The 25,036-nt window shown below is 67.3% G+C and carries 30 protein-coding genes and 1 tRNA gene; 10 read left to right on the top strand and 21 right to left on the bottom strand.

The genetic code is table 11. The features are described from left to right. Nucleotides 1-27: 27 nt before the first annotated feature. Complete coding sequence (locus AB0I59_RS00155; RefSeq protein ID WP_061253127.1) at nucleotides 28-2,031, bottom strand: hypothetical protein; 2,004 nt, start codon at nucleotides 2,029-2,031, stop codon at nucleotides 28-30. A gap of 146 nt (nucleotides 2,032-2,177) precedes the next feature. Here AB0I59_RS00155 and AB0I59_RS00150 point away from each other — a divergent pair, with 146 nt between their 5' ends. The 3 genes from AB0I59_RS00150 (at nucleotide 2,178) to AB0I59_RS00140 (ending at nucleotide 4,541) form a co-directional block, all read left to right on the top strand. Next, nucleotides 2,178-2,858 carry a hypothetical protein gene (locus AB0I59_RS00150; RefSeq protein ID WP_358128493.1) on the top strand — a complete coding sequence of 227 codons (681 nt, stop codon included), beginning with the start codon at nucleotides 2,178-2,180 and terminating at the stop codon, nucleotides 2,856-2,858. Continuing rightward, nucleotides 2,858-3,523 carry a DUF4352 domain-containing protein gene (locus tag AB0I59_RS00145; RefSeq protein ID WP_061253125.1) on the top strand — a complete coding sequence of 222 codons (666 nt, stop codon included), beginning with the start codon at nucleotides 2,858-2,860 and terminating at the stop codon, nucleotides 3,521-3,523. The genes AB0I59_RS00150 and AB0I59_RS00145 overlap by 1 nt, the downstream gene beginning before the upstream one ends. 106 nt (nucleotides 3,524-3,629) lie before the next feature. Then, nucleotides 3,630-4,541 (top strand): hypothetical protein, encoded by a 912-nt coding sequence (locus AB0I59_RS00140; protein WP_358128490.1) that lies wholly within the window; start codon nucleotides 3,630-3,632, stop codon nucleotides 4,539-4,541. A gap of 6 nt (nucleotides 4,542-4,547) precedes the next feature. On the opposite strand, the gene AB0I59_RS00135 is transcribed toward AB0I59_RS00140, so the two are convergent. The 10 genes from AB0I59_RS00135 to AB0I59_RS00090 all read right to left on the bottom strand — a co-directional run bounded on the left by AB0I59_RS00135 (nucleotide 4,548) and on the right by AB0I59_RS00090 (nucleotide 10,751). Next, on the bottom strand, nucleotides 4,548-5,834 hold the full coding sequence (locus AB0I59_RS00135) for a hypothetical protein (protein WP_358128488.1): 1,287 nt from the start codon (nucleotides 5,832-5,834) through the stop codon (nucleotides 4,548-4,550). A gap of 139 nt (nucleotides 5,835-5,973) precedes the next feature. Continuing rightward, nucleotides 5,974-6,273 carry a DUF1416 domain-containing protein gene (locus AB0I59_RS00130; RefSeq protein ID WP_061253122.1) on the bottom strand — a complete coding sequence of 100 codons (300 nt, stop codon included), beginning with the start codon at nucleotides 6,271-6,273 and terminating at the stop codon, nucleotides 5,974-5,976. Further along, nucleotides 6,273-7,112 (bottom strand): sulfurtransferase, encoded by an 840-nt coding sequence (locus AB0I59_RS00125; RefSeq protein ID WP_061253121.1) that lies wholly within the window; start codon nucleotides 7,110-7,112, stop codon nucleotides 6,273-6,275. The genes AB0I59_RS00130 and AB0I59_RS00125 overlap by 1 nt, the downstream gene beginning before the upstream one ends. Then, nucleotides 7,109-7,519, bottom strand: coding sequence for a DUF4395 domain-containing protein (locus tag AB0I59_RS00120; RefSeq protein ID WP_061253120.1), 411 nt, complete (start codon nucleotides 7,517-7,519; stop codon nucleotides 7,109-7,111). The genes AB0I59_RS00125 and AB0I59_RS00120 overlap by 4 nt, the downstream gene beginning before the upstream one ends. 55 nt (nucleotides 7,520-7,574) lie before the next feature. Next, on the bottom strand, nucleotides 7,575-7,658 hold the full coding sequence (locus AB0I59_RS00115; RefSeq protein WP_352231756.1) for a putative leader peptide: 84 nt from the start codon (nucleotides 7,656-7,658) through the stop codon (nucleotides 7,575-7,577). A gap of 32 nt (nucleotides 7,659-7,690) precedes the next feature. Continuing rightward, a complete protein-coding gene (locus AB0I59_RS00110) occupies nucleotides 7,691-8,059 on the bottom strand; it encodes a thioredoxin family protein (protein WP_435830905.1) in 369 nt (122 codons plus the stop codon). A gap of 189 nt (nucleotides 8,060-8,248) precedes the next feature. After that, nucleotides 8,249-9,058 carry an anti-sigma factor family protein gene (locus tag AB0I59_RS00105; RefSeq protein ID WP_061253119.1) on the bottom strand — a complete coding sequence of 270 codons (810 nt, stop codon included), beginning with the start codon at nucleotides 9,056-9,058 and terminating at the stop codon, nucleotides 8,249-8,251. Beyond that, entirely contained in the window at nucleotides 9,055-9,567 is a 513-nt protein-coding gene (locus AB0I59_RS00100) for a sigma-70 family RNA polymerase sigma factor (protein ID WP_061253118.1), read from the bottom strand. The genes AB0I59_RS00105 and AB0I59_RS00100 overlap by 4 nt, the downstream gene beginning before the upstream one ends. Nucleotides 9,568-9,598: 31 nt before the next feature. Then, nucleotides 9,599-10,279 carry an LmeA family phospholipid-binding protein gene (locus AB0I59_RS00095; RefSeq protein WP_061253117.1) on the bottom strand — a complete coding sequence of 227 codons (681 nt, stop codon included), beginning with the start codon at nucleotides 10,277-10,279 and terminating at the stop codon, nucleotides 9,599-9,601. A gap of 223 nt (nucleotides 10,280-10,502) precedes the next feature. Further along, the gene (locus AB0I59_RS00090; protein WP_061253116.1) at nucleotides 10,503-10,751 is read right to left on the bottom strand and encodes a MoaD/ThiS family protein; all 249 of its coding nucleotides are present in this window, start codon (nucleotides 10,749-10,751) and stop codon (nucleotides 10,503-10,505) included. A gap of 358 nt (nucleotides 10,752-11,109) precedes the next feature. On the opposite strand from AB0I59_RS00090, the gene AB0I59_RS00085 reads away from it, so the two are divergent. Beyond that, nucleotides 11,110-11,829, top strand: a complete 720-nt coding sequence (locus AB0I59_RS00085; protein ID WP_061253115.1) for a winged helix-turn-helix transcriptional regulator — start codon at nucleotides 11,110-11,112, stop codon at nucleotides 11,827-11,829. A gap of 93 nt (nucleotides 11,830-11,922) precedes the next feature. On the opposite strand, the gene AB0I59_RS00080 is transcribed toward AB0I59_RS00085, so the two are convergent. Then, nucleotides 11,923-13,698 (bottom strand): bifunctional metallophosphatase/5'-nucleotidase, encoded by a 1,776-nt coding sequence (locus AB0I59_RS00080; protein WP_061253114.1) that lies wholly within the window; start codon nucleotides 13,696-13,698, stop codon nucleotides 11,923-11,925. 109 nt (nucleotides 13,699-13,807) lie between these two features. Between AB0I59_RS00080 and mshD the strand changes: the two genes are divergently transcribed. Beyond that, nucleotides 13,808-14,710, top strand: a complete 903-nt coding sequence (mshD, locus tag AB0I59_RS00075) for a mycothiol synthase (protein WP_061253113.1) — start codon at nucleotides 13,808-13,810, stop codon at nucleotides 14,708-14,710. A 5-nt stretch (nucleotides 14,711-14,715) separates the two neighbouring features. Here mshD and AB0I59_RS00070 read toward each other — a convergent pair whose 3' ends face one another. The 3 genes from AB0I59_RS00070 to dcd all read right to left on the bottom strand — a co-directional run bounded on the left by AB0I59_RS00070 (nucleotide 14,716) and on the right by dcd (nucleotide 17,091). Continuing rightward, a complete protein-coding gene (locus tag AB0I59_RS00070) occupies nucleotides 14,716-15,714 on the bottom strand; it encodes an inorganic phosphate transporter (protein ID WP_061253112.1) in 999 nt (332 codons plus the stop codon). Beyond that, nucleotides 15,715-16,332, bottom strand: coding sequence for a DUF47 domain-containing protein (locus AB0I59_RS00065; RefSeq protein ID WP_061253111.1), 618 nt, complete (start codon nucleotides 16,330-16,332; stop codon nucleotides 15,715-15,717). It lies immediately after the preceding gene. A 183-nt stretch (nucleotides 16,333-16,515) separates the two neighbouring features. Then, nucleotides 16,516-17,091 (bottom strand): dCTP deaminase, encoded by a 576-nt coding sequence (dcd, locus tag AB0I59_RS00060; protein WP_061253110.1) that lies wholly within the window; start codon nucleotides 17,089-17,091, stop codon nucleotides 16,516-16,518. A 320-nt stretch (nucleotides 17,092-17,411) separates the two neighbouring features. Here dcd and AB0I59_RS00055 point away from each other — a divergent pair. Further along, nucleotides 17,412-17,485 (top strand) — tRNA-Gly (locus tag AB0I59_RS00055). A gap of 103 nt (nucleotides 17,486-17,588) precedes the next feature. On the opposite strand, the gene AB0I59_RS00050 is transcribed toward AB0I59_RS00055, so the two are convergent. The 4 genes from AB0I59_RS00050 to AB0I59_RS00035 form a co-directional block, all read right to left on the bottom strand. After that, nucleotides 17,589-18,899 (bottom strand): tyrosine-type recombinase/integrase, encoded by a 1,311-nt coding sequence (locus AB0I59_RS00050; protein WP_358128475.1) that lies wholly within the window; start codon nucleotides 18,897-18,899, stop codon nucleotides 17,589-17,591. After that, complete coding sequence (locus AB0I59_RS00045) at nucleotides 18,899-19,105, bottom strand: helix-turn-helix domain-containing protein (RefSeq protein ID WP_193209461.1); 207 nt, start codon at nucleotides 19,103-19,105, stop codon at nucleotides 18,899-18,901. Before AB0I59_RS00045 ends, AB0I59_RS00050 begins: the two co-directional genes overlap by 1 nt. Before the next feature lie 13 nt (nucleotides 19,106-19,118). Then, complete coding sequence (locus AB0I59_RS00040) at nucleotides 19,119-19,889, bottom strand: replication initiator (RefSeq protein WP_358128472.1); 771 nt, start codon at nucleotides 19,887-19,889, stop codon at nucleotides 19,119-19,121. 733 nt (nucleotides 19,890-20,622) lie between these two features. Further along, on the bottom strand, nucleotides 20,623-21,018 hold the full coding sequence (locus tag AB0I59_RS00035; RefSeq protein ID WP_358128469.1) for a hypothetical protein: 396 nt from the start codon (nucleotides 21,016-21,018) through the stop codon (nucleotides 20,623-20,625). Between the two features lie 288 nt (nucleotides 21,019-21,306). On the opposite strand from AB0I59_RS00035, the gene AB0I59_RS00030 reads away from it, so the two are divergent. Together AB0I59_RS00030 and AB0I59_RS00025 are read left to right on the top strand one after the other, a co-directional pair. Next, entirely contained in the window at nucleotides 21,307-21,639 is a 333-nt protein-coding gene (locus AB0I59_RS00030; protein WP_358128466.1) for a DUF6247 family protein, read from the top strand. Continuing rightward, on the top strand, nucleotides 21,640-21,885 hold the full coding sequence (locus tag AB0I59_RS00025) for a hypothetical protein (protein WP_358128464.1): 246 nt from the start codon (nucleotides 21,640-21,642) through the stop codon (nucleotides 21,883-21,885). A 74-nt stretch (nucleotides 21,886-21,959) separates the two neighbouring features. On the opposite strand, the gene AB0I59_RS00020 is transcribed toward AB0I59_RS00025, so the two are convergent. Further along, complete coding sequence (locus AB0I59_RS00020) at nucleotides 21,960-22,238, bottom strand: hypothetical protein (protein ID WP_358128461.1); 279 nt, start codon at nucleotides 22,236-22,238, stop codon at nucleotides 21,960-21,962. 247 nt (nucleotides 22,239-22,485) lie between these two features. Further along, nucleotides 22,486-23,028 carry a hypothetical protein gene (locus AB0I59_RS00015; RefSeq protein WP_358128459.1) on the bottom strand — a complete coding sequence of 181 codons (543 nt, stop codon included), beginning with the start codon at nucleotides 23,026-23,028 and terminating at the stop codon, nucleotides 22,486-22,488. Between the two features lie 635 nt (nucleotides 23,029-23,663). Between AB0I59_RS00015 and AB0I59_RS00010 the strand changes: the two genes are divergently transcribed. Continuing rightward, on the top strand, nucleotides 23,664-24,128 hold the full coding sequence (locus tag AB0I59_RS00010) for a hypothetical protein (protein ID WP_358128456.1): 465 nt from the start codon (nucleotides 23,664-23,666) through the stop codon (nucleotides 24,126-24,128). A gap of 337 nt (nucleotides 24,129-24,465) precedes the next feature. Then, a partial coding sequence (locus AB0I59_RS00005) for a helix-turn-helix domain-containing protein (RefSeq protein WP_358128453.1) occupies nucleotides 24,466-25,036 on the top strand: 571 nt, incomplete at its 3' end.

Genomic DNA, 25,036 nt, shown 5'->3' with positions numbered 1-25,036 from the left:
GTTCACACATCCATATTGACGATGCCCTTACCGTGTCTTGCGCCAGTCGAGACGAGCCGGTGGAGGTCCGAGGTTCGGCGGCGGGGCCTCCTCGGGTTCGGGCTCGGGCTCGGGTTCGGCGCGGTGCCGGCTTTGCGGGGGTTGCTGGGCCTGCTGGGCCTGGTGGGTCTGCTGGGGCCGCTGGACCTGCTCGGGGGCGGCGAGCGCGGCCCGCCGTACCTCCTCGAAGTCGCCCAGTGTCGTCTTCGGGAAGGTGAGGATGGCCGGATTGGCGTCGGCGAGACGGACCTGCCGCCCCTCCGCGGTCGCGTGCGTGACGATGACCGAGGTCGTCGGAAGCTGCTGGAGCTGGTGCGGCTCGACCAGGAACTCGCGGGAACGCTGCAGGACGCTCTCCGCCATGTTCGTCGTCGCGTTCGTCGCGCTGCGTCCCCACTGGGTGGACTCGGTGATGTCCTCCTTGAGGTCGCCCTCGCTCTTCTCCTCCGGATCGGTACGGCCTTCGCCCACGGTCGAGGTGTAGTAGCCGCCGGTGCCGCTGACCGCAGAACTGAACGTCTCGGTGAGCTGGGCCAGCTCCAGCCGGTGCTCGGTGCCGACGTGCTCGCTGGCCACCCGGGCGTCCTCGGCGTTCCCCAGCCGCATGAACGCGACGGCGGCGTGGCCCCGGCCCAGGCGTTCCCTGACCGTGGGGGTGAGGCTGCGATAGGTCAGGACGAGCCCGGTCTGGGAGGTCTCGCAGGCGTCCATGAGCCGGTCGAGCACGTCCCCGCGCAGCTTGTCCGCCCCGGCGACGATGATCGTGTGGTACCAGGGCCGTTCTGAGGCGGGTGACTGCCGCAGGATGTGCGTCAGCGCGGTCGCCACGTACGTGCCGAGGACCCGGTTGCCGAACACCCCGGCCTGGCGGTCCATGCTGACCACGCGCAGCCGGGCCGGCGGGAGCCGCACGGCCTCGGAGCCGAGGGTCTCCAGCTTGCGCAGCTGGGATTCCAGGGCCCAGGCGCGCTCGATGACGACCCGGTCGGCGACGCCCCGGCCGAACAGCGTGCCGATGCGTTCGAGCTGGTTGGCGGTGAGCAGGCCGTACCGCATGTCGTCACGCGGGTCGCCCACCTGGGCGAGGGCCCTGAGCGCGGCGGTGACCTGGTTGATCGTGGCGTTCTCGCCGAGGACCTCCAGGACGCGTTCCAGGATCGCGTTGTCGAACCCGACGTCCCTGCTGGTTTCTTCGCTGACGCTGACCACGTGCGCGAGGACGTCGGCGAACGCCTCGGGCGGCAGCGTCGCCCCCAGGTCGAGCCGGGGCAGATCGACTGGCAGCACCCAGACGAGCGGATCGTCGCCCCCTCTCCTGGCCAGCTCGATCAGATCCTTGGCGATCGCGCCCTCGGACAGGTCGAGCACGGTCAGGTGGCCGCCGCTGTACAGCCGGGTCGCGCCGATCAGTGTGATCAGGGCGGACCAGCCGGGGAGCGTCCCACCGGCGACGTCCACGCGGTCGATCTCGTCGGGCACGGCCACGGCGTACCAGGTGAGCTGCTTGTCGAAGACGCTCTTCTTCTCCGCCCACTCCCGGTATCTCGCGGCGTGCTCCTCCTGGGCCGCGACGATCTCGCGCTCGCGGCGTTCCCGCTCACGCCGGGCCCGCGCGTGGCGCTCCTCCACCCGGAAGCTGACCGCCCGGTTCCCCTGCCGGATCGCGTACGTGCAGATGCCGGCGACGCCACCCGTCGCGGCCAGGCCGATGAGGACGAACGACCAGTTCATCAACCCGCTCAGGCCGAGAACGAGGATGCCGGCCGCCAGCAGGGCCATGAACATCCGGAAGATCCGGACGGGGCGGTTGAGCAGATCCTCCTGGAGCCGCTCCCTGACGACCCAGTCGGGATCGACCTCGGGCTCCGCGAGGTCCTCGCGTGCCGGGCGTTTCGGCGGCGGTCCCGGGTCCGGATGCAGCAGGGCGTACTGCCAGCCCAGGTAGATGCGATCCGCCTGAAGCTGGGCATGCTCGGGATGCAGGTCGCCCACAGACCCTCCATGTCCGCCTGGATCACAGCGTAGGAGCTGGAAAGCCGATCAGGGTGGCGTTCTCGCCATTCGGACACATTTGCGGCCCGGTCGGTGGGATCAATGCGGCTAATGGTGCAAGTGTGGTCGTACTAGCATCCATTGCCATGACGTCCTCCCCCCGTGGCGCACGCCGCCGACGCCCGGTACTCGTTCCGGTCGCCCTCGCGGTGATCGCGGCAGGAATCGGCGTCACAGCGGCCTTCGGCGGCCTGGAGGAGGCGCCCGACGAACCTCCGCCGAAGGCGCAACCGGGCGAGGTCATCGACCAGGGCGAGTTCCAGACCCAGTTCATCAAGGCCGTCGACACCGTCGAGCGGAACGAGTACGGCCGGACCAAGCGCTATCTGAAGCTCGTACTCAAGGTCACCAACATGGGCGACACCACCGCCTCGATCGGCATACTTCCCGCTCCTGGTACAGAGAAGGCCATGAGAGTCAGCGGCTTCGCGGCCTCACTGCTGCGCGTCAGCCCCGAGATCAAGAGCGAGAACGATCCCACGGTTTCCGTACTGAGCTACGGGATCGAGAGCAGCCAGTTGCATCCCGGCATAACGACGACGGTGGTCGTGAGCTACGCCCTGGCGCCCACCGCCGTAGCCCCTGAAAAGATCACGGTCGATGTGGGGGGCTTCGTATACGAGATGATCAGCAACCGCGACCAGACGCACTATTGGCAGATCGCCCCCAAGGGGGAGCTTCCCACCGACGCCGGCAGCGAGGCCGAGCCGATCGTTCCTGCCGTGCTCACCCAGGTCACCCTCCCCGTAAGGAAGGAGGAGGCGTGATGGTGGCGACCTCGTCCGAAACCGGCGCCCGAAGGCGGTCCACGGGCAAGACCGGGCCCGGGGTGGTCTGGCGCGTCCTCGGGATCGTGGCCGGTTTGGCGCTGGCGGCGGCCGCCGTCTACGCCCAGACCTTCACCCTGCCGTTCGAGCAGCGTGGCTCGGCCCTCACCATCAAGGGGGCCGCGAGCGAACTGGTGGAGACGAACCGCTTCAGCGTGAAGGTCACCTCTGTGACCGCCGCGCACGCGGTGAACACCAAAGGAACCAGCGGCGAGGTCGTCAAGGTCGAGACGAGCAACCTGTTCCTCGTAGTGGACGTCACCGCCACGACGCCGAAGGAGCCGATGCAGTTGGGTCGGCTCCAGCCTCCCTGCCTCCTGACCGCCGACGGCCGGCGCTACAAGCCCACGGACAAGGTCGACGAGAGTCTCACCATGTTCAACAAGATCGTCCAGCCGGGGCTCTGGTCGAGCGGAGTGCTGGTCTTCGAGGTGCCGGAGGAGGCGCTGCCCGGGATCAGCCTCGTCTTCAGCCCGCCGCAGGGGGGCATCGTCGTCGACAGTTTCGCGCCCGAGGCGGAGATCGATCTTGGGCTCTCCGACGCCGCGTTGACCCGCCTGACCTCACAGGCGGAGGAGCTGTACTCCCTGGTGGACAAGACCTGATGCGCGCACCAGACGACCGAGCCCATGGGCACGGCGCGACACGCAGCGTGACACGCGGCATGTCGGGCGGCGTGCAGCCGGGCGATCCGTCAGCCGAGGTGGAGAGATGAGTGAGACCCCCATGGAGGGGCGGCGGCGCCGCCACCGCGAGCGGACGAAGGCGCGGGACTGGTTCTCACCGCCGCCGCGCCAGCGCCCCGGCGCCGCTCCGGCACCGTCGGCTCCCCAGATCCCGATTCCCGGGCAACTCCGCAGGGATCTTCCCGACCAGCGGGTGTGGCCTCCCTTGCCCCCGTCCGAGGACGAGGACAAGGACAGGTCCACCCAGCCCTTCCCCGCCGTCACCGGTGGCAAGGCTCCCACCCCCGCCCCTGGTTCTGCCCCGGGGCCGACACCGCCGTCTCCTCCCGCTCCGGAACCGTCTCCGGAACCCGTCGCCTCCCGTGGACGCGCCCCCATGCCGCAGGGCAAGCGGATCGCGCTCCAGGGCACCGGCGCGCTGCTGTCCGTCGCGATCGCCCTCGCCGCTCCTGGCTGGTTCGCCTACGGCGTCTACAAGTACGGACGGCCGAGCGACCACGTCCATGTGATCCAGCCCGGGCAGACGGCAACCTGGCAGCACGTCTCCTGGCGCGTCGACGTCCAGCGCATCCCGGACCCGACAGGGAAGACGAACACCTCAGACCGCCAGTGGCTGAAGATCGTCGCGACGAGGACGGCGTTGGACGGCGAGGGCGCCATCCGGCACGGCGCCCCCGATGTGGAGATCAAGGATCAGTCAGGTCGTACCTGGAAGACCCAACTGCTGAACGACGCGACCCCTCCGGACACCGAGGACAACAAGATCGGAACGCCGTACGAACTGGAACTCTTCGGGGTGGTTCCCCCCGCCGTCGCGGACAAGGTGATGATCGAACTGCGCCCGAGCACCTACCGCAGTGTGCCGGGGCAGTCGGTCGAGGACATGATGAAGGAACCGGCGGAGTCAAGAGATCACGTGCTCAGGTTCGTCCGCTGAGCGGCGTCACCGGCCGAGCCTGCTCCGGGTCGCCGCCAGGTCGAAGGTGGCGGCGATCAGGCACATCGTGAGCGTGGCCGTCAGCAGTTCGGCGATGAAATCCACGGGAACATCGGTGACGAACCAGAAGTAGGGCTCATCGCTGGCCAGGAGATAGCGGCCCGCCCTGCCGAGGTAGTCCGAACCGACGCGGAGTCCGACGTAACACAGGGCGAACAATCCGAAGAGGGGAGCGCCTCCCCGGATCGTGAGCCGGAGCGAGTTGATCAGCGGGATCCACCGCTCGGTCCAGCCGGCGGTCAGCCGTGCGGCCGCCCGGCGGGTCAGCGTGTGCGTCTGCTGCATCCGCGCCGCGACCGTTTCCAGCCGCGTTCCCCTGATCGTGGTCTCGGTGTCCTCCACGTACGCCCCGTACACCAGGACGCCGACCGTGAGCCAGGCCAGCGGCAGGATCAGCGCCTCGACGACGTACGGCCAGACGTTGCCCAGGAACTCCGAGAACGCCGCGAATCCCGGGACGTTCGCCTCCGCGTTGGTCACCCACTCCCTCAGCGCGGCGACGGCCGTACGCTTTCCCATCCACTCGGAACGTGCGCCGACGGCGGCGGCCACCGCGTTGAGTCCATAGAACACGAACGCCAGCTCACCGAAGGTCGCCAGAACGCCGGAGAAGCGTCCTTCGTTCGCCTCGTGCCGGCGACCGAAATACATCTTCACCAGGAACGCCACACCCATGATGACGAGCGAGACCGTGGCATCCAGGCCGGTCAGTCCGTGTGCGACCGTGCTCTCCTCGTGCGCGAACCGGTCCACCCAGAGCCGGTCCGGCTGCCGGAATATGTCGATGTTCTCGAAGTCCCTGACATCCTGGTCGACGAAGCCCCAGGTCATGTAGATGCCGGCGAACAGGAGCGCGGTCCGGTTGAGCGCTCCGAAGATGCCCTCGCGTCCCTCGCCCGCCGCCCGGCGGGCCCGAGTCTCCATCAGCGCCCCACGGATCACGTGCAGCATGCCCACGGTCGTGGCGAGCGACGTCATCACGACGAGCGTGAACAGGAACACGGTCAGGATGAGGCGCGCCTGGTACCACGAACCATGCGAGACCGTCGCGGCCAGCAGGAGCAACCCCCAGCGCACGACACGACCGAGGGCGAACCACATGATCAGCGGGAGCGCGCACGACCCGGCGATCCGCAGCATGTGCAACGGCAGCGAGTACGGCGACAACATCCACGACCGCGTACGTGATTCGGCGGCCTGGCGGGGGGCGACAAGCGCGGACGTTCCGGACATCTGGTGCATGGTATCGGGTCTCGTCCCGTCACATCCGCAACATCGACCCGAGAAGTCCGGCTGTCCCCACATGTCACGGCACAGAAACAGAAAGGGCCGGTGCGTCGGGAGACGCACCGGCCCTTTCGGGAGAACTAGATCAGACCGCGACGGCGAGCTGGGCGACCTCGCCCAGCTTGGCCTCGACGGCGACGTCCTTCGTGACGCCGCCGCCCGCGATGATGCGGACCGTCCACGAGCCGGGAGCGGCGAAGAAGCGGAAGACGCCCTCGTCGGAGACGACGACCTCGCCGGTGAACTCACCGGAGTGGTCGAGCAGACGGGCGTAGGCCGTACCGGCGCCGGAGACGACGCCCTGGATGACGGCCTGCGTCGACAGGTCGATGCCCGCCGGCAGTGCCACGGTCTGCTCCGGTGCAGCGCAACCCTGAGTAGTCATCAGCGAGCCTCCCCAAGCTCCACAGGCACGCCCACGAGCGAGCCGTACTCGGTCCACGAACCGTCGTAGTTCTTCACGTTGGCCTGGTCGAGAAGCTCGTGCAGCACGAACCACGTGTGCGCCGAGCGCTCCCCGATGCGGCAGTAGGCGATGGTGTCCTTGCCGAAGTCGACACCGGCCTCGGAGTAGAGCTTCTTCAGCTCGTCGTCCGACTTGAAGGTGCCGTCGTCGTTCGCGGCCTTCGACCACGGAATGCTGCGGGCGGTGGGCACGTGGCCCGCACGCTGCGCCTGCTCCTGCGGAAGGTGCGCCGGAGCGAGCAGCTTGCCGGTGAACTCGTCAGGAGAGCGCACGTCGACCAGGTTCTGCTTGCCGATCGCCGCCACGACCTCGTCGCGGAAGGCGCGGAGCGAGAGGTCCTGCTCCTGGGCGGTGTAGGTCGTGGCGGCCCGCTCGGGCTTCTCCTCGACCAGCTCGCGGGAGTCGAGCTCCCACTTCTTGCGGCCACCGTCGAGCAGCTTGACGTTCGCGTGGCCGTACACCTTGAAGTACCAGTACGCGTAGGAGGCGAACCAGTTGTTGTTGCCACCGTAGAGCACGACAGTGTCGTCGTTGGCGATGCCACGGGCCGACAGGAGGGCCTCGAACCCGGCCCGGTCCACGAAGTCACGGCGAACGGGGTCCTGGAGGTCGTCCCTCCAGTCGATCTTCACGGCGCCACGGATGTGACCCTTGTCGTAGGCGCTGGTGTCCTCGTCGACCTCGACGAGCACGACACCGGGCGTGTCGAGGTTGGCCTCGACCCAGTCGGCGTCCACCAGGACGGCGGAGCGGCTCATGTAGTTCTCCCAGGTTGTAGACGGCGGAGGATCAAGTACATTTCGCAGCCCAGGCAGAAGCCGAAGGCGGCGTTGAGAAAGGCGGCCAGCAGTGCCGCTGCTGTCGCACCCAGAGCCAGAGGGGTGATCCCGGTGGCGAACCCGATCAGGCCGACGACCGCGAAGGCGATGCCCACGCCCTGCGCGAACCGGGGCGGCGCCGCGTCTTCCAGCTCTCCCGGCGGACCCAGCCTCGGACGGACGAACTTCCGGAAGAAGAAGCCGTACGGCGAGACGTCGAGGGCGCCGAGCACGAACACGATCGCCTGTACGGCGAGCAGCCATGCACTGCCCGTCACGAGGACGAGCGCGAGAACCACAGTCGTGACAGCCGCGCCGAAGCGCGGACCTCGGGGATCAACCTGCATCGCGGGATGCTCCTGAAGGATTCGGATTGCGGCGTTCAGCCGCGCGGAATCACCCTCAGGCCATGCGACAGAGCGCGGTCGCGACGCGGCAGAAATCAACCGCCCGTCGCTTCGTGAGCAGCTCTGTCGTGGGAGTCATGGACTCGACAGTACCCGGCGTCTCGCCATCTGTCACACCGCGTCCGACTGGTGAGACGATTTGTCCACGCCCTGATCGATTGTGACCGCCGCGCCGAGGGCCGCGATCACGTCGGCCTTCCTGGGCTGCCCGGATGCCCTTTTCACGACATTTCCCGAATCATCGAGGATCAGCACCGTCGGCGTGCGCATGATGTCGAAGCGCCGGACCAGGTCGAGACGGCTCTCGGCGTCGATCTCGACATGCCGGACGCCGGGCACCATGCCGGCGACCTCGTCCAGGATCCTGCGGGTGGCCCGGCACGGCTGGCAGAAGGCGGTGGAGAACTGCACCAGCGTGGCGTGCTCCCCCAGCTCGACGCCGATGTCCTCACCGGTCACGGCATTCGTCCCCTCGCTCATCCCAGGTTCCGCTCCCTGGCCCGGCAGGGCGCGCGGCCGTACGGCGCGCAGCCGTCCGTCGCGGCGCTTCATGACGAGTCCGATGACCACGCCGGTGGCGAGCGTCACACACAGAACGACTATCCCTACCATCGCGATGGACAACCCGCGGGCGCCACGGATTCATTCCCTCCGGTTCATTCCCCCGGGTCACATGCGGACCGTGACGAGCGTCCGGCCCTCCGCGGTGGTCAGCGTGAAGTGGTGGATCTTGTCCTCCGCGAGCTCGGTCGACCCGTCGAACGTGACCGTGGTCGGGGCGTACCCCTGAGCGGTGGCCTTCCAGCTCGCCACTCCGGAGACCGTGCCGTCCTTGCCGACGGCGGTGAGATGGCACACCACACCTGAGCGCAGGCCCGTGACGGTCGCCACGACCCGGGTGCCCCCCTCGCCCGGCGTCAGCTCGACCCGCAGCTCCACATTGCCGCGCTTCGCGCTTTTCACCGTGGGAGCCACCAGCGTCCGCACCGGCTCATCGGAGGCGCCCGAAGGCTGCGTCTTGCGCGCCACGTCGCCCATGCCGCCGGCGCCGATGTCCGCGGCGGCGGAGTCCGCGGCGGCGCTGGCGGCTTCCTCCGGCCGCGCCATCGTGGACACGGTGGAGGAGCCCCCCGCCGAGCTGTCCGCGGCGCGCTGCGCGACGGTGGTGGCCCAGGTCGTCCCGCCAAGGGCGGCGACCACGACGGACGCGGCGAGCGCGAGCATGACCCGCGAGCGGCGCCTGCGCCGTACGGTGGCGGCGAGCAGGCGGTCGAGCATCTCGCGCGGCGGGTCCGCCGCGTGCCGGATGTCCTCCTCGGACACGCGGGCGAGCAGCGGCGGAAGACCGGACAGCTCCGCCAGCTCGGCCAGGCAGTCCGGGCAGTCGTCCAGATGCGCCTCGACCTCGGCGGTCTCCTCGGTGTCGAGCGCGCCCAGGACGTACACGCCGAGTGAGATCCGGACGTCTTCGCAGGTCATGGCGCCAGCCCCCGTTCCTCCAGAGCCAGCTTGAGTGCCCGGAGCGCGTAGAAGGTGCGCGATTTGACCGTTCCCTGCGGGATGCCGAGGATCTCTGACGCCTCCTTCACCGATCTCCCCCGGTAGTACGTCTCCAGGAGCACCTCGCGGTGCTCCGCCCTGAGCGAGGCCAGCGCCTCCGCGACGGCCCACGACTCGACGGCCTTCTCCAGCTCGTCGTCGGCGGGCAGCACGGCCAGCGCCTCGTCGCCGGTCTCCTTCGGCCGTGACCTGCGCGCCCGGTGCTGGTCGACGACGAGGTTACGTGCCACCGTGAACAGCCAGGCACGCACCGGCCGCCCGGACAGGGCCGACGGGTTCTTCCAGGCCCGCAGCAGCGTTTCCTGGACGACGTCCTCCGCCCGGCCGGGATCGCCCGTCAGCCGCAGCACGTATCCGTACAAGGGCCCCGCGTGATCGTCGAAGAGCACGCGGACGAGTTCCTCGTCCGCGGTTCCGGCTGCGCTCACGTCCTCATGACGTAGGGACGGATCGTCGGGTTCAGCGGAGCGGGACATCGGTTGCCGAGCCTTCGACCGCAAGCCCCTCGGGCACCGACCTCACCCTGTTGATCTTGAGGTTGAGTGGCAGGTTCTTCACGGGAACGGTGAACCCGATGAACTTCTCCACATTCGGCACGGAGATGCCGCCGGCGATCTTCACATCGGACGGGATGAGCCGGATGCCGCCCTGGACGGTCTCGATCTTCATGTCGGCGGTGACCGGAATGTTCTGGCCGAGCACGGTGACCTTGCCGGACACCCGCAGCGTGTCGCCGCCTCCCCCCTCGATCTTGATGCCGCGGGGCGCCCGCGCGTCGAGGGTCTTGCGGGAGATCACAACGGTGCCGGTCACCCGCTCGGCGCGGAGATCGGCCTTGGAGGCGTCCTGGATCAGGTCGGCCAGTGGGGCGGACACGCCGTAGAGCGTAGCGTCGATCTTCGAGATCGTGACGCCTTCACGGGTCAACTCGCCCATGGCGATGCTGATCTCCTCGTAGTGCCCGGAGATTGCCTGGGTCAGGAAGGGAATGCCCTCGACATGGACGGTCGGGGTCGAGCTGAGGTCGTACTTCGCCTCGATCTGCCTAGCGATCTCTCGCTGCACTCCCGCGACCGCGACCCGGTCGAGGACGGCCAGCACGACGACGAGCAGGATCAGGAACACGACGAGCTTGCGCATCCGTCTTCCTCCGGGGGCACGCGGTCTGACGGGGGCACGCGGGTCGGCTCACCCTTGGTCGTGCCTGACAAATCATGCCCTGTCGCGCGCGGCCCAGATAGCGCCTCGCCGGGTTGTCGTCGTCGGCCGGAGGCTCCACTCCGACCTCCTCCTCCGCCATGCGACGCGTCCATCCGAATCCGCGCTCGCGACGGGCAGCATGTGTCCGGCACTTTCTAGCGCCTCATCCCCCGGCAAAGGGAGGTAAAACTTCGACGACCGCCCCCTCGGGCAGATCGATCGAATGGGGATCCCGCGTCCCCGCCGGCGCGCCGTTCACGAGGAAGGAACAGCGCCGCAGGACCTGCGCCAGATCAGGATTCGACGAGATGCGCGTCAGCAGTGCCCCGAGAGTGGGCGCGTCGAACGGCTCCTCGGCGACCCCCGCCGCGGCCTTCGCGGCCGCCCAGTAACGGACCGTGCCCGTGGCCATGGTCCTCCTTCCCGACCCCGCCGTCCGGAGCCGTTTCCGACCCCCCGGCGGACACCTGTGCGTAGCCGCGCGGTTACGCTGATTGTCCGCGTGAAGAACTGTTTACACGCCCGACTCACATTGGACGCAATATTCCTGTGGGCTACCCTACGGAAGACGGGACCTGGGCGACGTTGCCCCCGGGTCCTTACGTGTTTGTACGGCTGAAGCCGTGATGACGCGGAGGAGGCGAGCCTGTGAACGTGCACAGCGCGGTGCTCTCCCGGCGCGCCCGACCGTTTCACTTGTGACGAGGAGGGCATGTGAGCGAGCGATCTCGACAATCCCGCGAAACCGCGGGCGTGGCGAGGAGGCCGATGTGAGCAACCTGCTCCTGCTGACGAACGTGCTGGAGCCCTCCGCTGAGGTGCTTCCGGCGCTCGGTCTGCTCCTGCACTCGATACGCGTGGCGCCCGCCGAGGCGTCCGCTCTGATCGACGCCCCGCCCGCCGACGCCGTACTGGTCGACGCGCGGCGCGAGCTCGCCCACGCCAAGAGCCTGTGCCGACTGCTGCGCACCACCGGGATGGACTGCCCGCTGCTGGTCATCGTGACCGAGGGCGGCCTGGCCGCGATGACCGCCGAGTGGGGCGTGGACGACGTGCTGCTGGACAGCGCCGGCCCGGCCGAGGTCGAGGCCCGGCTGCGCATGGCGACCGGCAGGTTGTCGCTGGCCGCCGCCGAGGACGTCCCGGACGAGATCCGCAGCGGCGATCTGGCGATCGACGAGGCGACCTACACGGCCCGGCTTCGCGGGCGCGCGCTCGACCTGACCTTCAAGGAGTTCGAGCTGCTCAAGTACCTCGCGCAGCACCCGGGGCGGGTCTTCACCCGCGCCCAGCTGCTGCAGGAGGTGTGGGGATACGACTACTTCGGCGGCACCCGCACCGTGGACGTGCACGTCCGGCGGCTGCGCGCGAAGCTCGGCGCCGAGTACGAGTCGCTCATCGGAACGGTCCGGAACGTCGGCTACCGCTTCGTCCCCGACCGTGGGGGCGAGCACGCCGAGACCGGCGAGCAGGAGCCCGCCCACCACTGATCCCGATCCGGTTCGCCGTCTCCGGCGGGAGCCGTACGGGATGGGGGGTGAGGCCCGCCCCGGGCGGGACGGGCCTCATGAGGGTCGCCGTGATCAGCCGACCTTGGTGATCCGGGTCAGCGCGGGCGGCGCGATCGGGGAGTTGGCCGTGAGATAGGCGGTGAAGGCGTCCACGTCGAAGCCGCCGTTCCACGTCCACAGGTCGGTGCCCTTGGTGAACTCGGTGAAGGCGTCGCCACCCGAGACCAGGAAGTTGTTGGCCGCGACCCGGACCGACTGGGTGTCGGTCACCGCCGCCCCATCGATCTTGAGGTCCGAGATCCGGGATCCCCAGGCCGCGCTCGCGTTGTAGCTGTACGTGAGGTTGGACGAGGGCTGCAGGATCTTGGTGAACGCCTGGGCGTTCGGGCCTCCCGTGAACTGCTGCTCCAGCACGGTCTTGAGCTCGGCTCCGGTCAGCGTGACAGCCTGCAGCAGGTTGTTGAACGGCTGCACCGCGAACGCCTCGCCGTACGTGACGACTCCGTCGCCCTCACCGGCCGGGGAACCGGCGTAGGTGAGGAGCGTCCTGACGCCTCCGGGGTTCATCAGGGCGATGTCGGCGTTGCCGCCGTCCTTCTTGGCCGCCGCGAGCTGCGCGTCCGCGATGACGTCGCCGAGCGCCGTCTCGCCGCTGCCGCCCGACGGGGCGACGTTGGTGATGTCCGCGGTGATCTTGCCGACGGGCGCGTTCGCCTTGGACGCGACGGCCGTCTTCCAGTACGAGACGAGCGAATCGATCGTGGGGTCGGCGGCGTACTTGGTGATGTCGAGACCCGCGTTGGCCGGGCCGTCCACGGCGACGACCTTGTTGTCGGCGGTCACCGAGGAGCGGATGACGTCCCGGGTCTTCTTGTCCACCTGGAAGTCGATCTGGGTGAGCACCCGGCCGAAGGACGACCCCTGGGTGAAGTACCGGGTGTTGCCGGCCGGGTCGGTCGTCGTGCAGACGTACGCCTGGTGTGAGTGCCCCATGACGACGAGGTCCACGTCGGCGCTGAGGTTGGTGGCGATCGTCCTGCCCACGCCCGTGGTCAGCGGGCAGGCGTCGGGGCTCTGGTTGGCGGTGATCGAGTCACCCTCGTGGACCAGTGCGACCATCGCGTTGACGCCGCGCCTCTTCAGCCAGGCCGCAGCCCGGTTGCCCGCCTCGACCTCGTCCTGGAAGGTGAGGCCCGCGATGCTGGCGGGCGTCACGATGGACGGAGTGGTCTTGGTCACCAGTCCGATGTAACCGATCTTTACGCCGTTCACCACGCGGATCGCGATGGGCGGCAGCGCGTGCCTGCCGTCGTCGTCGACCACGTTGGCCCCGATGTAGTCGTACTTGGCGCCCTTCCACTTGCCCGCGGGCGAGCAGCCGTCCGTGGGGTGGCAGCCGCCCTTCTGCAGGCGGCGCAGCTCCGTGAGACCCTCGTCGAACTCGTGGTTGCCGACGGAGGAGACGTCGAGCCCGAGCGCTCCGAGCACCTGTACGGTGGGCTCGTCGTGGAAGGCCGCGGAGATCAGCGGCGAGGCGCCGATCAGGTCACCGGCCGCGACGACGTCGGTCCGGCCCTTGATGGTGTTCTGCTTGATCGCGGTAGCCAGATAGGCCGCGCCGCCCGCGGACTGGACGGTCACGCCCGTCTCGTTGACGATGCGGCCGCTGGACCCGGTCGGGGTCTCCAGGTTGCCGTGGAAGTCGTTCACGGTGAGCAGCCGGATCGGGATCGGCTGAGGCTTGGCGGAGGCGGTCGGCGCGGCGGCCGCGGGGAGCGCGGCCAGGGTCAGTCCCGTCGCCGCGGCGACGCCCGCCACCGCGAGGCGGAGAAGGGAGCGAGAGGTCATGGAACATGACAGTAGGACCGCGACCTTTACATGAGATGGCGAAGAGACAACGATTCGCCGCTCATGATGATGGCGGCTTTTGCCACTAGACGGAACCGAGGTATGCGACGTGGACGTGCGTGTGGAGACCAGGAGACGACTCGATGACGAACAGGTCACCGACGTCATGGAACTGGTCCGGGAGGCCGCGGAGGCCGACGGGGTGCGTCCGCTCAACGAGCACGCGATGCTGCGGCTGCGCCACGGCGGCGATCCGGGGGCGAGAGCCGTACTGATATATGAGGGCGGGACGGTCGCCGGGTTCGCGCACCTGGACCCCGCCGACCCGGTGGAGGGGACCTCCGGCGAGCTGGTGGTCCGCCCGGCGCTGCGGGGCCGAGGGCTCGGGCGGCGGCTGCTTGAGGCGGTCCTGGCGGAGACCGGCGGGCGGGTCCGCCTCTGGGCGCACGGAGACCATCCCGCCGCGGGCGCGCTGGCCGCATCCGCGGGCCTGTCGCGCGCCAGGTCGCTCTGGCAGATGCGGCGTCCGCTGGACGCGCCGTTCCCCTCCGTGAACGTGCCCGAGGGCGTACGGCTGCGCACGTTCGTCCCCGGCAAGGACGAGGACGCGTGGGTCGCGCTCAACGCCCTGGCGTTCTCGACGCACCCCGAGCAGGGCGCGTGGACGCGGGAGGATCTGGAGCTCCGGGAGCGGGAGCCGTGGTTCGACCCCGACGGCTTCTTCCTCGCCGTACGGGACGACTCCCTGGCGGGCTTCCACTGGACCAAGGTCCACGAGGGTGACGGGCAGGATCGTGAGCCCGTCGGCGAGGTCTACGTGGTCGGCGTGGACCCCGCCGAGCAGGGCTCGGGGCTCGGCCGCGCGCTGACGCTCGCCGGCCTCCAGCACCTGCGCTCGCGCGGCCTCGCCCAGGTGATGCTGTACGTGGACGAGGAGAACAGAGCCGCGGTCAGGCTGTACGAGTCACTCGGGTTCACCCGTTGGAACACGGACGTGATGTACCGCGGCTGAGGCTCCTACTCCAGGATCCAGTGCAGGCCGAGGTAGGCCAGAGCGGCCACCACGGCGGCGGCGGGGATCGTGAGCACCCAGGCGGTCACGATGTTGCCCGCGATCCCCCACCGCACGGCCGACAGGCGCTTGGTGGCGCCCACGCCCATGATCGCGCTGGTGACGGTGTGCGTGGTCGAGATCGGCGCTCCGAAACCGATCGCGGCGGTGTAGAGGACGGACGCGGCCGCCGCCTCGGCCGCGAAGCCGCGCGGCGGGTCCAGGTGGATGATCCGCCGGCCCAGAGTCCGCATGATGCGCCAGCCGCCGGCGTACGTGCCGAGGGAGATGGCCGCGGCCGAGGCGGTGATGACCCACTCGGGGATTCCCGCGTCCGGCGAGACGTAGCCGCCCACGACGAGCGCGAGGAAGATGACGCCCATGGTCTTCTGCGCGTCCTGAAGGCCGTGACCGAGCGCCATGGCCGCCGCCGACACGGTCTGGGCGTACCGGAAGCCCCGGCTGGTCGAGCGCGGACTCGCCTTGCGGAAGATCCAGAGGATGATGATCATGATGATGCCGCCCAGGATGAATCCGACGACGGGCGACAGAACCATGGGGATGACGACCTTCTCCACCACACCGCTCCAGTGCACGGTGGCGCTCGCGGCGATGGCGGAGCCGACCAGACCGCCGATGAGGGCGTGACTGCTCGACGAGGGCAGGCCGAAGTACCAGGTGATGAGGTTCCAGACGATCGCTCCGATGAGCGCCCCGCCCACGACTATCAGGCCGTGCGAGCCGTTCGGAGCGTCGATGATCCCTTTGCCCACCGTCTGGGCGACCGAGGTACCGAGGTGCGCGCCGATGAAGTTCATCACGGCGGCGAGGAGCAACGCGATCCGCGGGGTCAGCGCCCGCGTGGACACGGAGGTCGCGATCGCGTTGGCGGCGTCATGGAAGCCGTTGGTGTAGTCGAACACCAGGGCGACGACGATGACGCCGATGACGAGTGCGAGCTCCACTTAGCTTTCCTTGACCGCGATCGACTCGATCGTGTTCGCCACGTGTTCGAACGCGTCCGCGGCGAGTTCGAGCTGCTCGATGACCTCACGCATCTTCATGACCATGAGGGCGTCGTACTCGCCGCTGAAGAGCTTGGCCAGGAGCCGGCGGTAGATCTGGTCGGCCTGGTTCTCCAGCCGGTTGATCTCGATCCAGTACTCGTTGAGGTTCTGCATCGAACGCAGGCGCGGCATGGCGTCGGCGGTCAGTTCGGCGGCCCTCTCCAGCACCTCGACCTGACGGACGACCTCTTTGGGCAGGTGGTCGATCTGGTAGAGGACGATGAGGTCGGCGGCCGCCTCCATGAAGTCCATGACGTCGTCGAGGTTCGAGGCGAGGCGATAGATGTCCTCACGGTCGAACGGCGTGATGAAGCTCTCGTTGAGACGCTTCATGATCGCGTGAGTGCGCTCGTCACCCGCGTGTTCGCAGGCCCGCATCTTGTCGGCCAGGGCCTCCCGGTCCGATCCGTCACTGATGATCTCTACCAGTAGCCGGGATGCGGTGACGAGGTTGTTCGCGGAGTCGGCGAACAAGTCGTAATAGCTGTCCTCACGGGGCGTGAGACGCAGGCGCACGTCATTCTCCAGAGGTGAGGTGCGGGGATGGTCCGCAGAGAAGAGTACGGGTAACCAGTTGAGATGCGAACTTAAGGGTATGCATGCCCGCTTGTAACCATCTCTTCCTGTTATGGCTGCCCTGAGGTCAGGTGCTAACACCTGGGCGGTTGCGAGGTGCAGCGAGCCTGGTGAGGCCCGTGTTCATATCTTCGTGCGGTGAAAGTTCAGGAACGACCGGCTCGGTGTCGGCCCGCGCTGCCCCTGGTAGCGGGAGCCGTACCTCCGGGAACCGTACGGGAACTCGGCGGGTGAGCTGAGCCGGAACATGCACAGCTGGCCGATCTTCATGCCTGGCCAGAGCTTTATCGGCAATGTGGCGACATTGGACAACTCCAGAGTGACATGCCCGTCGAACCCCGGATCGATGAAGCCCGCGGTCGAATGGGTGAGCAGGCCCAGCCTGCCCAGGCTCGACTTGCCCTCCAGTCTGGACGCGATGTCGTCCGGGAGGCTGATCACCTCGTACGTGCTGGCCAGGACGAACTCGCCGGGGTGCAGGATGAACGGGTCGTCGCCTTCCGGCTCGACCAGTCGGGTGAGGTCGGGCTGCTCCATGGCCGGGTCGATGTGCGGGTACCGGTGGTTTTCGAACACACGGAAGAACCGGTCCAGCCGTACGTCCACACTGGACGGCTGGATCATCTCCGGTTCGTACGGGTCGATCTTGACCCGTCCGGTCTCGATTTCGGCACGGATGTCACGGTCGGAAAGCAACACGCGTGCAAGGGTAACCGCCCCCACTCCGACGTCGTGGTGGACATCGACCGGAAGAGGCACACCATCCGGGCTCACACCCCTGATGTGGGGTCTCACCTCCCCCTAATCCGCCCTGCGACAGGGGCACGACGCACTTCGGGGGGTGAACCTCGGCTCGACCTCTCGGGCCAGGCGCCCGGCCCGATGGCGGCACCCCGGGACGGCACACGACCACCACCGGTGAGCCACGAGATCTTTCGCAACTTCTCGGCCTCGACGACGAGACCACGCCGACTTTCCGCTAGAGTGATGGACGCGGTCGGCTCTTCGGAACGGCCGATGCGGGTGTAGTTCAATGGCAGAACATCAGCTTCCCAAGCTGACAGCGCGGGTTCGATTCCCGTCACCCGCTCCACGTACGAAGGCCCAGGTCAGGACACGAATCCAGACCCGGGCCTTGATTGTTTCTGAGGTTGTTCGATCTTCGCGGGCCATTAGCGGGCCATTAGCTCTGTCGATCATCCTGCGGGCATTTCGTCGGCCACGTCCCGCGTCTGGAGCTGCTTGTTGATCGCATCAGTGATGACCTTGTCCGCGCCGCGTACGGCGTGCTGATAGATCATGGCTGCCCGGACGTTGTCGTGTCCCATCCGTGCCATGAGGTCCTTGAGCCCCGCGCCCGACTCGGCCGCCAGCATGTTGCCCGTGTGTCGCAGGTCGTGAAAGTGCAGACCCGGCATCCCCATGTCCTTCACGACATCGACCCAGCGCGTACGGGTGTTGAAGCCGCTACGCCGCAGCGGCCCGCCCTTGGCGCCGGGAAAGACGAGCGCGCCCGGCTCGTCCTGGACGTAGGTCGCCAGGTGCTCACGCAGGGCCGGAATGATCCCCTCGGGGATGCCGACCGCCCGCCGGCCCGCCTTGGACTTGGGAGGCCCGAGAACCAATTCCCCCGTGGAGCGCTCGACGAAGGCCGCTCGGATGCGCACGGTCCCGGCCTCCAGGTCGAGGTCACCTCGACGAAGCGCGCTCACCTCGCCCCATCGCAGGCTCGCGAAGGTGGCGAGCAGCACCAGGGCGCGGAAGCGTCGGTCATGGGTGCAGTCGGCCCGCCCATCCGCGCCCATCTTCCACAGCGCCCGTTCCGCCTCGCCTCGTGTGGCGAAGATCTCAGGATGAGTGCGCATCTCGCCGTGCCGCTGGAACCTCAGCCGGTACGCCCCGTTCTTGAGCTTGCGGACGTTGCCGACAGGACGACGGCCGACCCGGTCCGCCAGGTCGAAGACCTGAGCCACGGTCAGCACGGGCCGTTCTGCGGGGTGCTCGTCGCCGGCCCCGCGGATTCGGCATGGGTTGCGCGGGATGATGTGGTCCTCTTCGGCCGCCGTCGTCAGCACGGCCCGCAGGAGCCGGTACGCCTTGGCCGCCACCGAGACCGAGACGCCGTTGCCGAGCAGGTCGGCCCGCCACTGCCGAATCATGGCCATCGACAGCTTGCCGAGCTGGGCCGCACCCAGATACGGCGTGATGTGCTTGTTGAGCAGCCACCTATAGAGATCGACAGTGCGGGGGCGCAGGGCCGGACGCTGGGAGATCCAGTTCTCGGCGTAGTCGCGGAGCTTGACCTTGCCGCGACCTGGGTCGGTCCACTCCCCCTTGATGATCTGCGCCTCGATGAGCGAGAGCGCTCGTTCCGCGTCGCTCTTGCGCTCGTACGTCTCGGCCCCGGTGCGGATCCGACCGTCCGGGCCGGGATAGCGGATCTGGTAGCGCCCGGACTCTCGCTTGCGGATGTTGCCGAAACGGCGGTGACCGTCTCTGTTGGCCATCAGGCCGCCCTCCCGGTGACGTCATGGGCCGTCAGGGGCGCGACCGTGCCCGCGACGACGAAGGCGGCCAGCGCTGACTCGGAGATGCGGACGTGGCGACCGACCTTCACGAACTCGATGCGCCGTTCGGCCACCAGGCGGCGGACGAAGCGGACCGAGGTGTTCAGGCGGGCCGCCGCTTGCGGGACAGTAAGCAGTTGATCCAAGGTGTTCCTCCCTTCACGCAGCGGACTGAATTGCCGAAAGATCTCGGCCCTCGGCTTGGGCCTGGAGCTGGTTCATGTGGTTGCGCCAGCGCTGGCGTTCGTGGACCGAGCGCAGCAGCCGGACACCGATCGGAGCCAGGTCGGGATCTCCCGGCTTCACGGGCTTCCAGATGTAGCGGTGGGGGTCGACCGGCTCGTCTTCGACGCCGAGCGCTTCCAGGACCCAGGTACGCCGGTCCTGCTTGTGCTCGGTCAGGGTCTTGTTCGACCACTTCCGGGAAACGAGCACGCGACGGCCCGCGTAGCCGAGGTGATCGGGCCTGTGCGCCTTGCCCCTGCACCGGCCGGGAGCCATGCCGGGTTTGGCGCCCTTGGGCTGCACCCCGTACCGCAGCCAGTTCGGGCACGTCGGCGCACACGGCTCGAACCGCAGCGCGTCGAGCAGCCGTTCGGCGTGTGCCTTGCGGCGTGGGTCGTCGGTGCCGAGGGCGTCGCCGAGGCTCTTGGTGAGGTACTTGGACAGGTACTGGATGAGCTGGTCGGCGTCCGGGGTTCCGGCGAGGACGCTCTGTATGTCGAGCTGGTCGCCGAAGCGCAGGACATGCAGGGGTTCGGCCTCGTCGTCCTGGTCGAGAGCGTCGAGGGCCTGTTCCCAGGTCGGCAGGACCTCGCCCGTAGTCGGGTCAAGGGCGGCGCTACGCGCCGCCTCGCGGCCCTGCGCCCGCTCGGCGGCCGGGCATGCGGCCTGGGGGCCGGTCCCGGCCGCCGGCAGCTCGGGCCGCACTTCCGCCGCCGTACACCCATGAGCCGGACGATCTGGTCATGCTCAAGCCGCGGAAGTCAGCGCCTTCGCTGCCACCAAGCCCATTCAGGCGAGGCATGCGGATCCAGCGACGTCCGGGCGAGAAACCGTTTATCCAGCGGGAGAACCAAGGAGTACAGGTAGGGCCTGGCCCATGGCGGCAAGGCCGTGAGCGCCTGTTCCAGCCGCCAGCGTGGGGCCACTCCGCAGCATTCAGGGCACATACATGTCGGTGCGATCCGGTCGACGGTTCCGGGAATCACCGCCTGTGTCCACGCGAGCAACGCCTCCGCTATCTCGCCTGGCCGCATTCTGGTGTGCTCAAGCCTGATCACCGCAGCCATGGGACGATGGCCGAGACCAGGGACCTGATGGATAGAGGCTCTATGAGTTCCGCACACCGACCCACGTGCAGGAACCTGAGAGGGGCGCCTACGAGGCATAGCCCTTTCTGATCGACGTCATAGCCATGATGATCGCACCCCATGCCCCGTCCTTCCACATGGCCAAGCGATACAAGCAACGCCTCCGGCGGAGGGCTCCGGCTCCGGGGTGATCGCCCAGGCCCGCGCATCGGCTCTGACCGTAAGTGGCTGAGGTAGGGGCCTGATCACCCCGCCCGCCATCGACCCGGGACAAGCCGAGCAGACCAAGGCCGTCGGGTCCACGGCATACGGGGTGATCAGGCAGGCCGAGGCATGCGCAACCGCGCAAGCTATGGCTCCTCGTCCTCATCGGTGAGGACTCCAGCACCACGATGAGTTGCCAAAAAGGCGGCAACCTCTACGAGATCAGCTTGCTGAGTTCCCGGGCCGTCATCATCTCGCCCTTGGTACGCAGCCAGAATCTCGCCGATCAGTTCATCATCAAGCCGGGGGACGACGTATCGCGGGGTGGTACCTCGCAGGAAGAGCAGGGAGAAGACACGGCGAGCCGGGCCGGGAACGTCGCCGTGCGTGTCCAGTACCCTCCCGAGGCGGAGTCGAGGAGCGACCGCCACAAGATCGTAGAGCAGCGGTGTCTCTTTGGAGTTCCACCACCTCCTTATCTCGTCGTCCGGAACCTCACGATCGATGACCACCAACGAGACGTCACAGGTCCAATCCGTCACAAGGTCATCTTGACCGCTCTTCACGCCCTCGGCACGCAGCTTCGACGGGTGGGCCATTAACGGGCCATTAAGCAGAGTGACGAGGGGTCAACCACGGTCACTCATGACGCGCCCGAAGCCCAGGTAGGCCGCCCTATGAGGCATGATCCATGCAATTCCCAAGCTGACAGCGCGGGTTCGATTCCCGTCACCCGCTCCACATAGGTTTCTTCGCTTCCCTCATGCTCCAACTCCCCAACCTTGTCAGCTGAGCTCTGTAGGCTCTGTGACGGGAGAGGGGACGTCAGCATGACTGCGCAGCCACAGGACTTCACACCAACCAGCCCGTCTATGCCGGAGAAGAACCTGCGGGCCATCCGCGCCACCCTGGTCGTGCCCCAGGACCGCGAAGCGTTCGATGCGGGGCTCAAGGCAGTCCTCGATGAGGTTCGAGTAAGTCTGGATCTCAGCGCGCTGAACAACTTCGTTCACCGCTGGTGGATCTCCGCGTGCGACACGGTGAAAGACCCCGAAGGACGCCGCCAGATGCATGTCAAGGCCGAGCAGATCCTTGTCGGCGAGCCGGCCCCCCGGGGAAAACCATGGCGCGAGGTCCTCACCGCTCGCGGAGTCGAGCTGTAGGTGTACCAACTCGTACTCGACCCGGTCGCCGAGAACCAGATCGCTACGGTTCCCGAAGAGGCCCTACGTCCGCTCGCCGAGCTGTTCACGCTGCTGGAGACAGCGCCATGGAGCGGCCGACCGTACAACCCGGCCAACCTTAAGGCCAGCATGCTCACCCACACCTTCGGCGAGCGCGGCCTCGCGACCTACGTGGTCATGGAGGAACAACGCGAGGTGTATCTCATCCGCGTCGAGTGGCCATGATCCACGTGCCAGATGCGTGCCAGAACAGGCGGGGAATCGCGGTCACTCGACCAGCCCTGATCTGTAACCCATTTTCAAGGAGTCGCTGGCGTGCGATGAGGAGCGCATTCGCGGTACCAATCGACGACGCGGTAAGTGATGCGATCGAAGGGCTCATCGTCAGTAAGTGGCCGCTCAAAGTCAGCGAGGCGATCCAGATCTGCGGACAGTTCCTTCAAGGTCTCCGCATCGAACAACTCCGATGCGATGAGCTTCTCGCGTAGGTAGGCCAGGAACTGCTCAAAATGCTCTCCCCAGTTGACGTTGCCGTTGCGCTGGGCCTCGTCCCGGAGTTTCTCCACTGCCCGCAGCAACTCACCTTGGACGGTGTCCGCCCGCCCTCGGCGCGGTACGTAGGTCTTCCAGATGTGGCGAGCACCAGCGGCGTACTGGGGTCCATGCACGTGACCGTACAACCTATGCCTCCGGCGGGGGCGCTCCGGCACCGGGATGATCGCCAGGAGCAAGAGCCGAGCTCGTGGGTGGCTGGGGCCGCACAGGGCACTCACGGCTGGCCCGAGGTTGTCGTTGACCAGGGATCACAGGGCCCAAAGTCCGTGATCATTGCGATTTCCAAGCTTTGGGGTTCAGCAAGTACTGGAGGAACTGACTCGTAGTTTTCAGCACGGCGGGGTCATGCTGCGGCGCGGGCCATATCTGAAGGTAGTAGCCATCTATGGACCAGCTCTCCATATCCCCTTGGGTGTGATACCGCAAGCGGTATGTTCCGGGACCAGCAGGCAACGGAGGAAGGCTGTGCGCCTTTTCATCGTCCCAATCCATGTGCCATCCCGCCAGAAGGAGCTCGCCCGATGGGGACTCGAAACTGATCTCCACGATGTCTTCGTAGCCGTCAAGGTGGGCACCCGGATCTTGATCGGCGATAGCCACCGTGAAGTCCACCACCCCACACTGAGCGGCGATATTCAGGCAGGCGAGGCCGCTCCCTTCCACTTTGATGAGCCCGATGGAGTGAGTCGGGGAGTCATCTAGCCCAGCGCCGGCCCCGTAGTCCTCCCGATCCAGAAGATAGACCGAACCGCAGTCCTCCACCTCCACCTCCATTCGCTTGGTGTGCACGACAGAGGCCTCGTCTCTACTCATGGGCGGGAAGCATAGAGTCCGTCAGCGACGATTTCGGCTATCGGGGCAGTGCAACCGAACTGCCCGCGAGCGATGGATATTGAGCGGCTTCCGTGCCAGATCCGTGCCAGAACAGGCGGGGAACCACGGTCAACCAGGGGGACTCACGGGGACTCGACCCGCCCTGACCTGCACTCCCGTTTTCCCAGCTCAGGGCAGCAAGGTCAGTAGATGATTCCCAAGCTGACAGCGCGGGTTCGATTCCCGTCACCCGCTCCACACTCAAATGCCCAGGTCAGGGAGTGATTCCCAACCCGGGCCTTCGTCGTTTCCATAACCTTTTCGATCTTCCGTGCAATTAGCGTGCAATTAGCCCACGGGCATCATGGCCGCCCTGACGTTGTCGTGCCCATCCGAGCCATCAGGTCCTTGAGCCCCGCTCCGGACTCGGCCGCCAGCATGTTGCCAGTGTGACGAAGGTCATGAAAGTGCATATCTGGCATGCCCATCTCTCGGACTACATCCACCCAACGGGTGCGGGTGTTGAAGCCACTACGCCGCAGTGCCCAGCCGCCGGCAGCTCGGGCCGCGCCCAGCATCAGTTGATCCCAAGCACTCCGCCGACGACCCCATCCAAGCCGCCCCATAATGCCAGCGTGGAACTGCGAATCGATCCAGACAGGAACATCCGAACCGGCGTCTGCGACTGTTGCCAGACCCCCTTCGATCGCGTGACCGGGTTCATCAACAACGACGACGGCGCCTATGCGATCTACTACGCATCCTGCTATCACCACAACGGAATCCACGAAGCCTGGATCGATGTCATCATCGACGACGCCTGGGCTCCGGACGAGCCTGTCAGCCGCCCTGGCCGGAACCGCGTCACCTTCGGATGTCGCGTCGGTCCCGTCGAAGGGCAGCCCGCCCCCGCCTGCTCTCTGGTCAAAGGCGCCACAGTCGCACCCGATGAACCGTTCTACGGTCGCAAGCTGACCCGCGAGGAAGCCCTCGCCCATCCCTGGCTGTCCGACTATTGGGAGACCATAGATCACATCCTGGAGAACGACGCCACAGTCCGTCAGCATCTCTACGGCATAGCTGTAGCCGAGAAGCCCTAGACAAAGCCTCCGGCGGGGGGCTCTCCGGCTCCGGGGTGACCGTCCGTTTGTCACTATCGGCCCGAAGATGGCTGAGGTAGGGGCCTGATCATCCCGCCCGCCATCGACCGGGACAAGCCGAGCAGACCAGGGCCACGGGGACATCAGGCAGGGCCTCTGTGCGCAAGGCACAATTGGTCCGTGCCTCGCTTCGATTCCGCCGGAGCCGACCTTGTACCTGGACAGAGGGTTCAAGTCCGAGTGACTAGTGCCGCATCAGCCTGGGTTTGCCCTGTTTCGTGGTGACACGCCGATCAAGGTCCCACCACGGTCGGCGTGATCGCTTCACACTCTGCGTGTGGCTGAACGGGTTCGCGTACGTGAGATCGATGACGATGAAGGCAACCGGCTGCTGCGGATCGTACGGCGCGGCAGTGGGTCGGTGGTGACCTGGCGGCGGGCGCAGATGGTGCTGCTGTCGGCCCAGGGCATGCCTGTCGCGAAGATCGCGCAGGTGGCGTTCACCAGCGAAGACCGGGTCCGGGACGTGATCCATAACTTCAATACCGATGGCTTCGACTCGCTGTATCCCAAGTACAAGGGCGGCCGGGCACCGACGTTCACGCTGCCGCAACGCCGTGAGATCAAGAAGATCGCCAAGTCCCGACCGGCGGAGCATGGGTTGCCGTTCTCCCGGTGGAGCCTTGCCAAGTTGGCCGATTTCCTGGTCGCCGAGGGGGTGGTCGAGGACATCAGCCATGAGGGCCTGCGCGAGCTTCTACGTGCGGAAAGTGTGTCCTTTCAAGCCATAAAGACCTGGAAGGCCTCCCGCGACCCGGACTATGCGACCAAGAAGGCCCGCGTTGAGCACCTGTATGCCATCGCCGACGGCGAGGTCGTCCCCGACCCGGGCGAACCAACGGTGATCT

This window comes from Microtetraspora glauca, assembly GCF_040656155.1.
Lineage (GTDB): Bacteria > Actinomycetota > Actinomycetes > Streptosporangiales > Streptosporangiaceae > Microtetraspora > Microtetraspora glauca.
The sequence above is the reverse complement of the archived record's forward strand: the minus strand, read 5'-3'. Positions and strand labels throughout refer to the sequence as shown.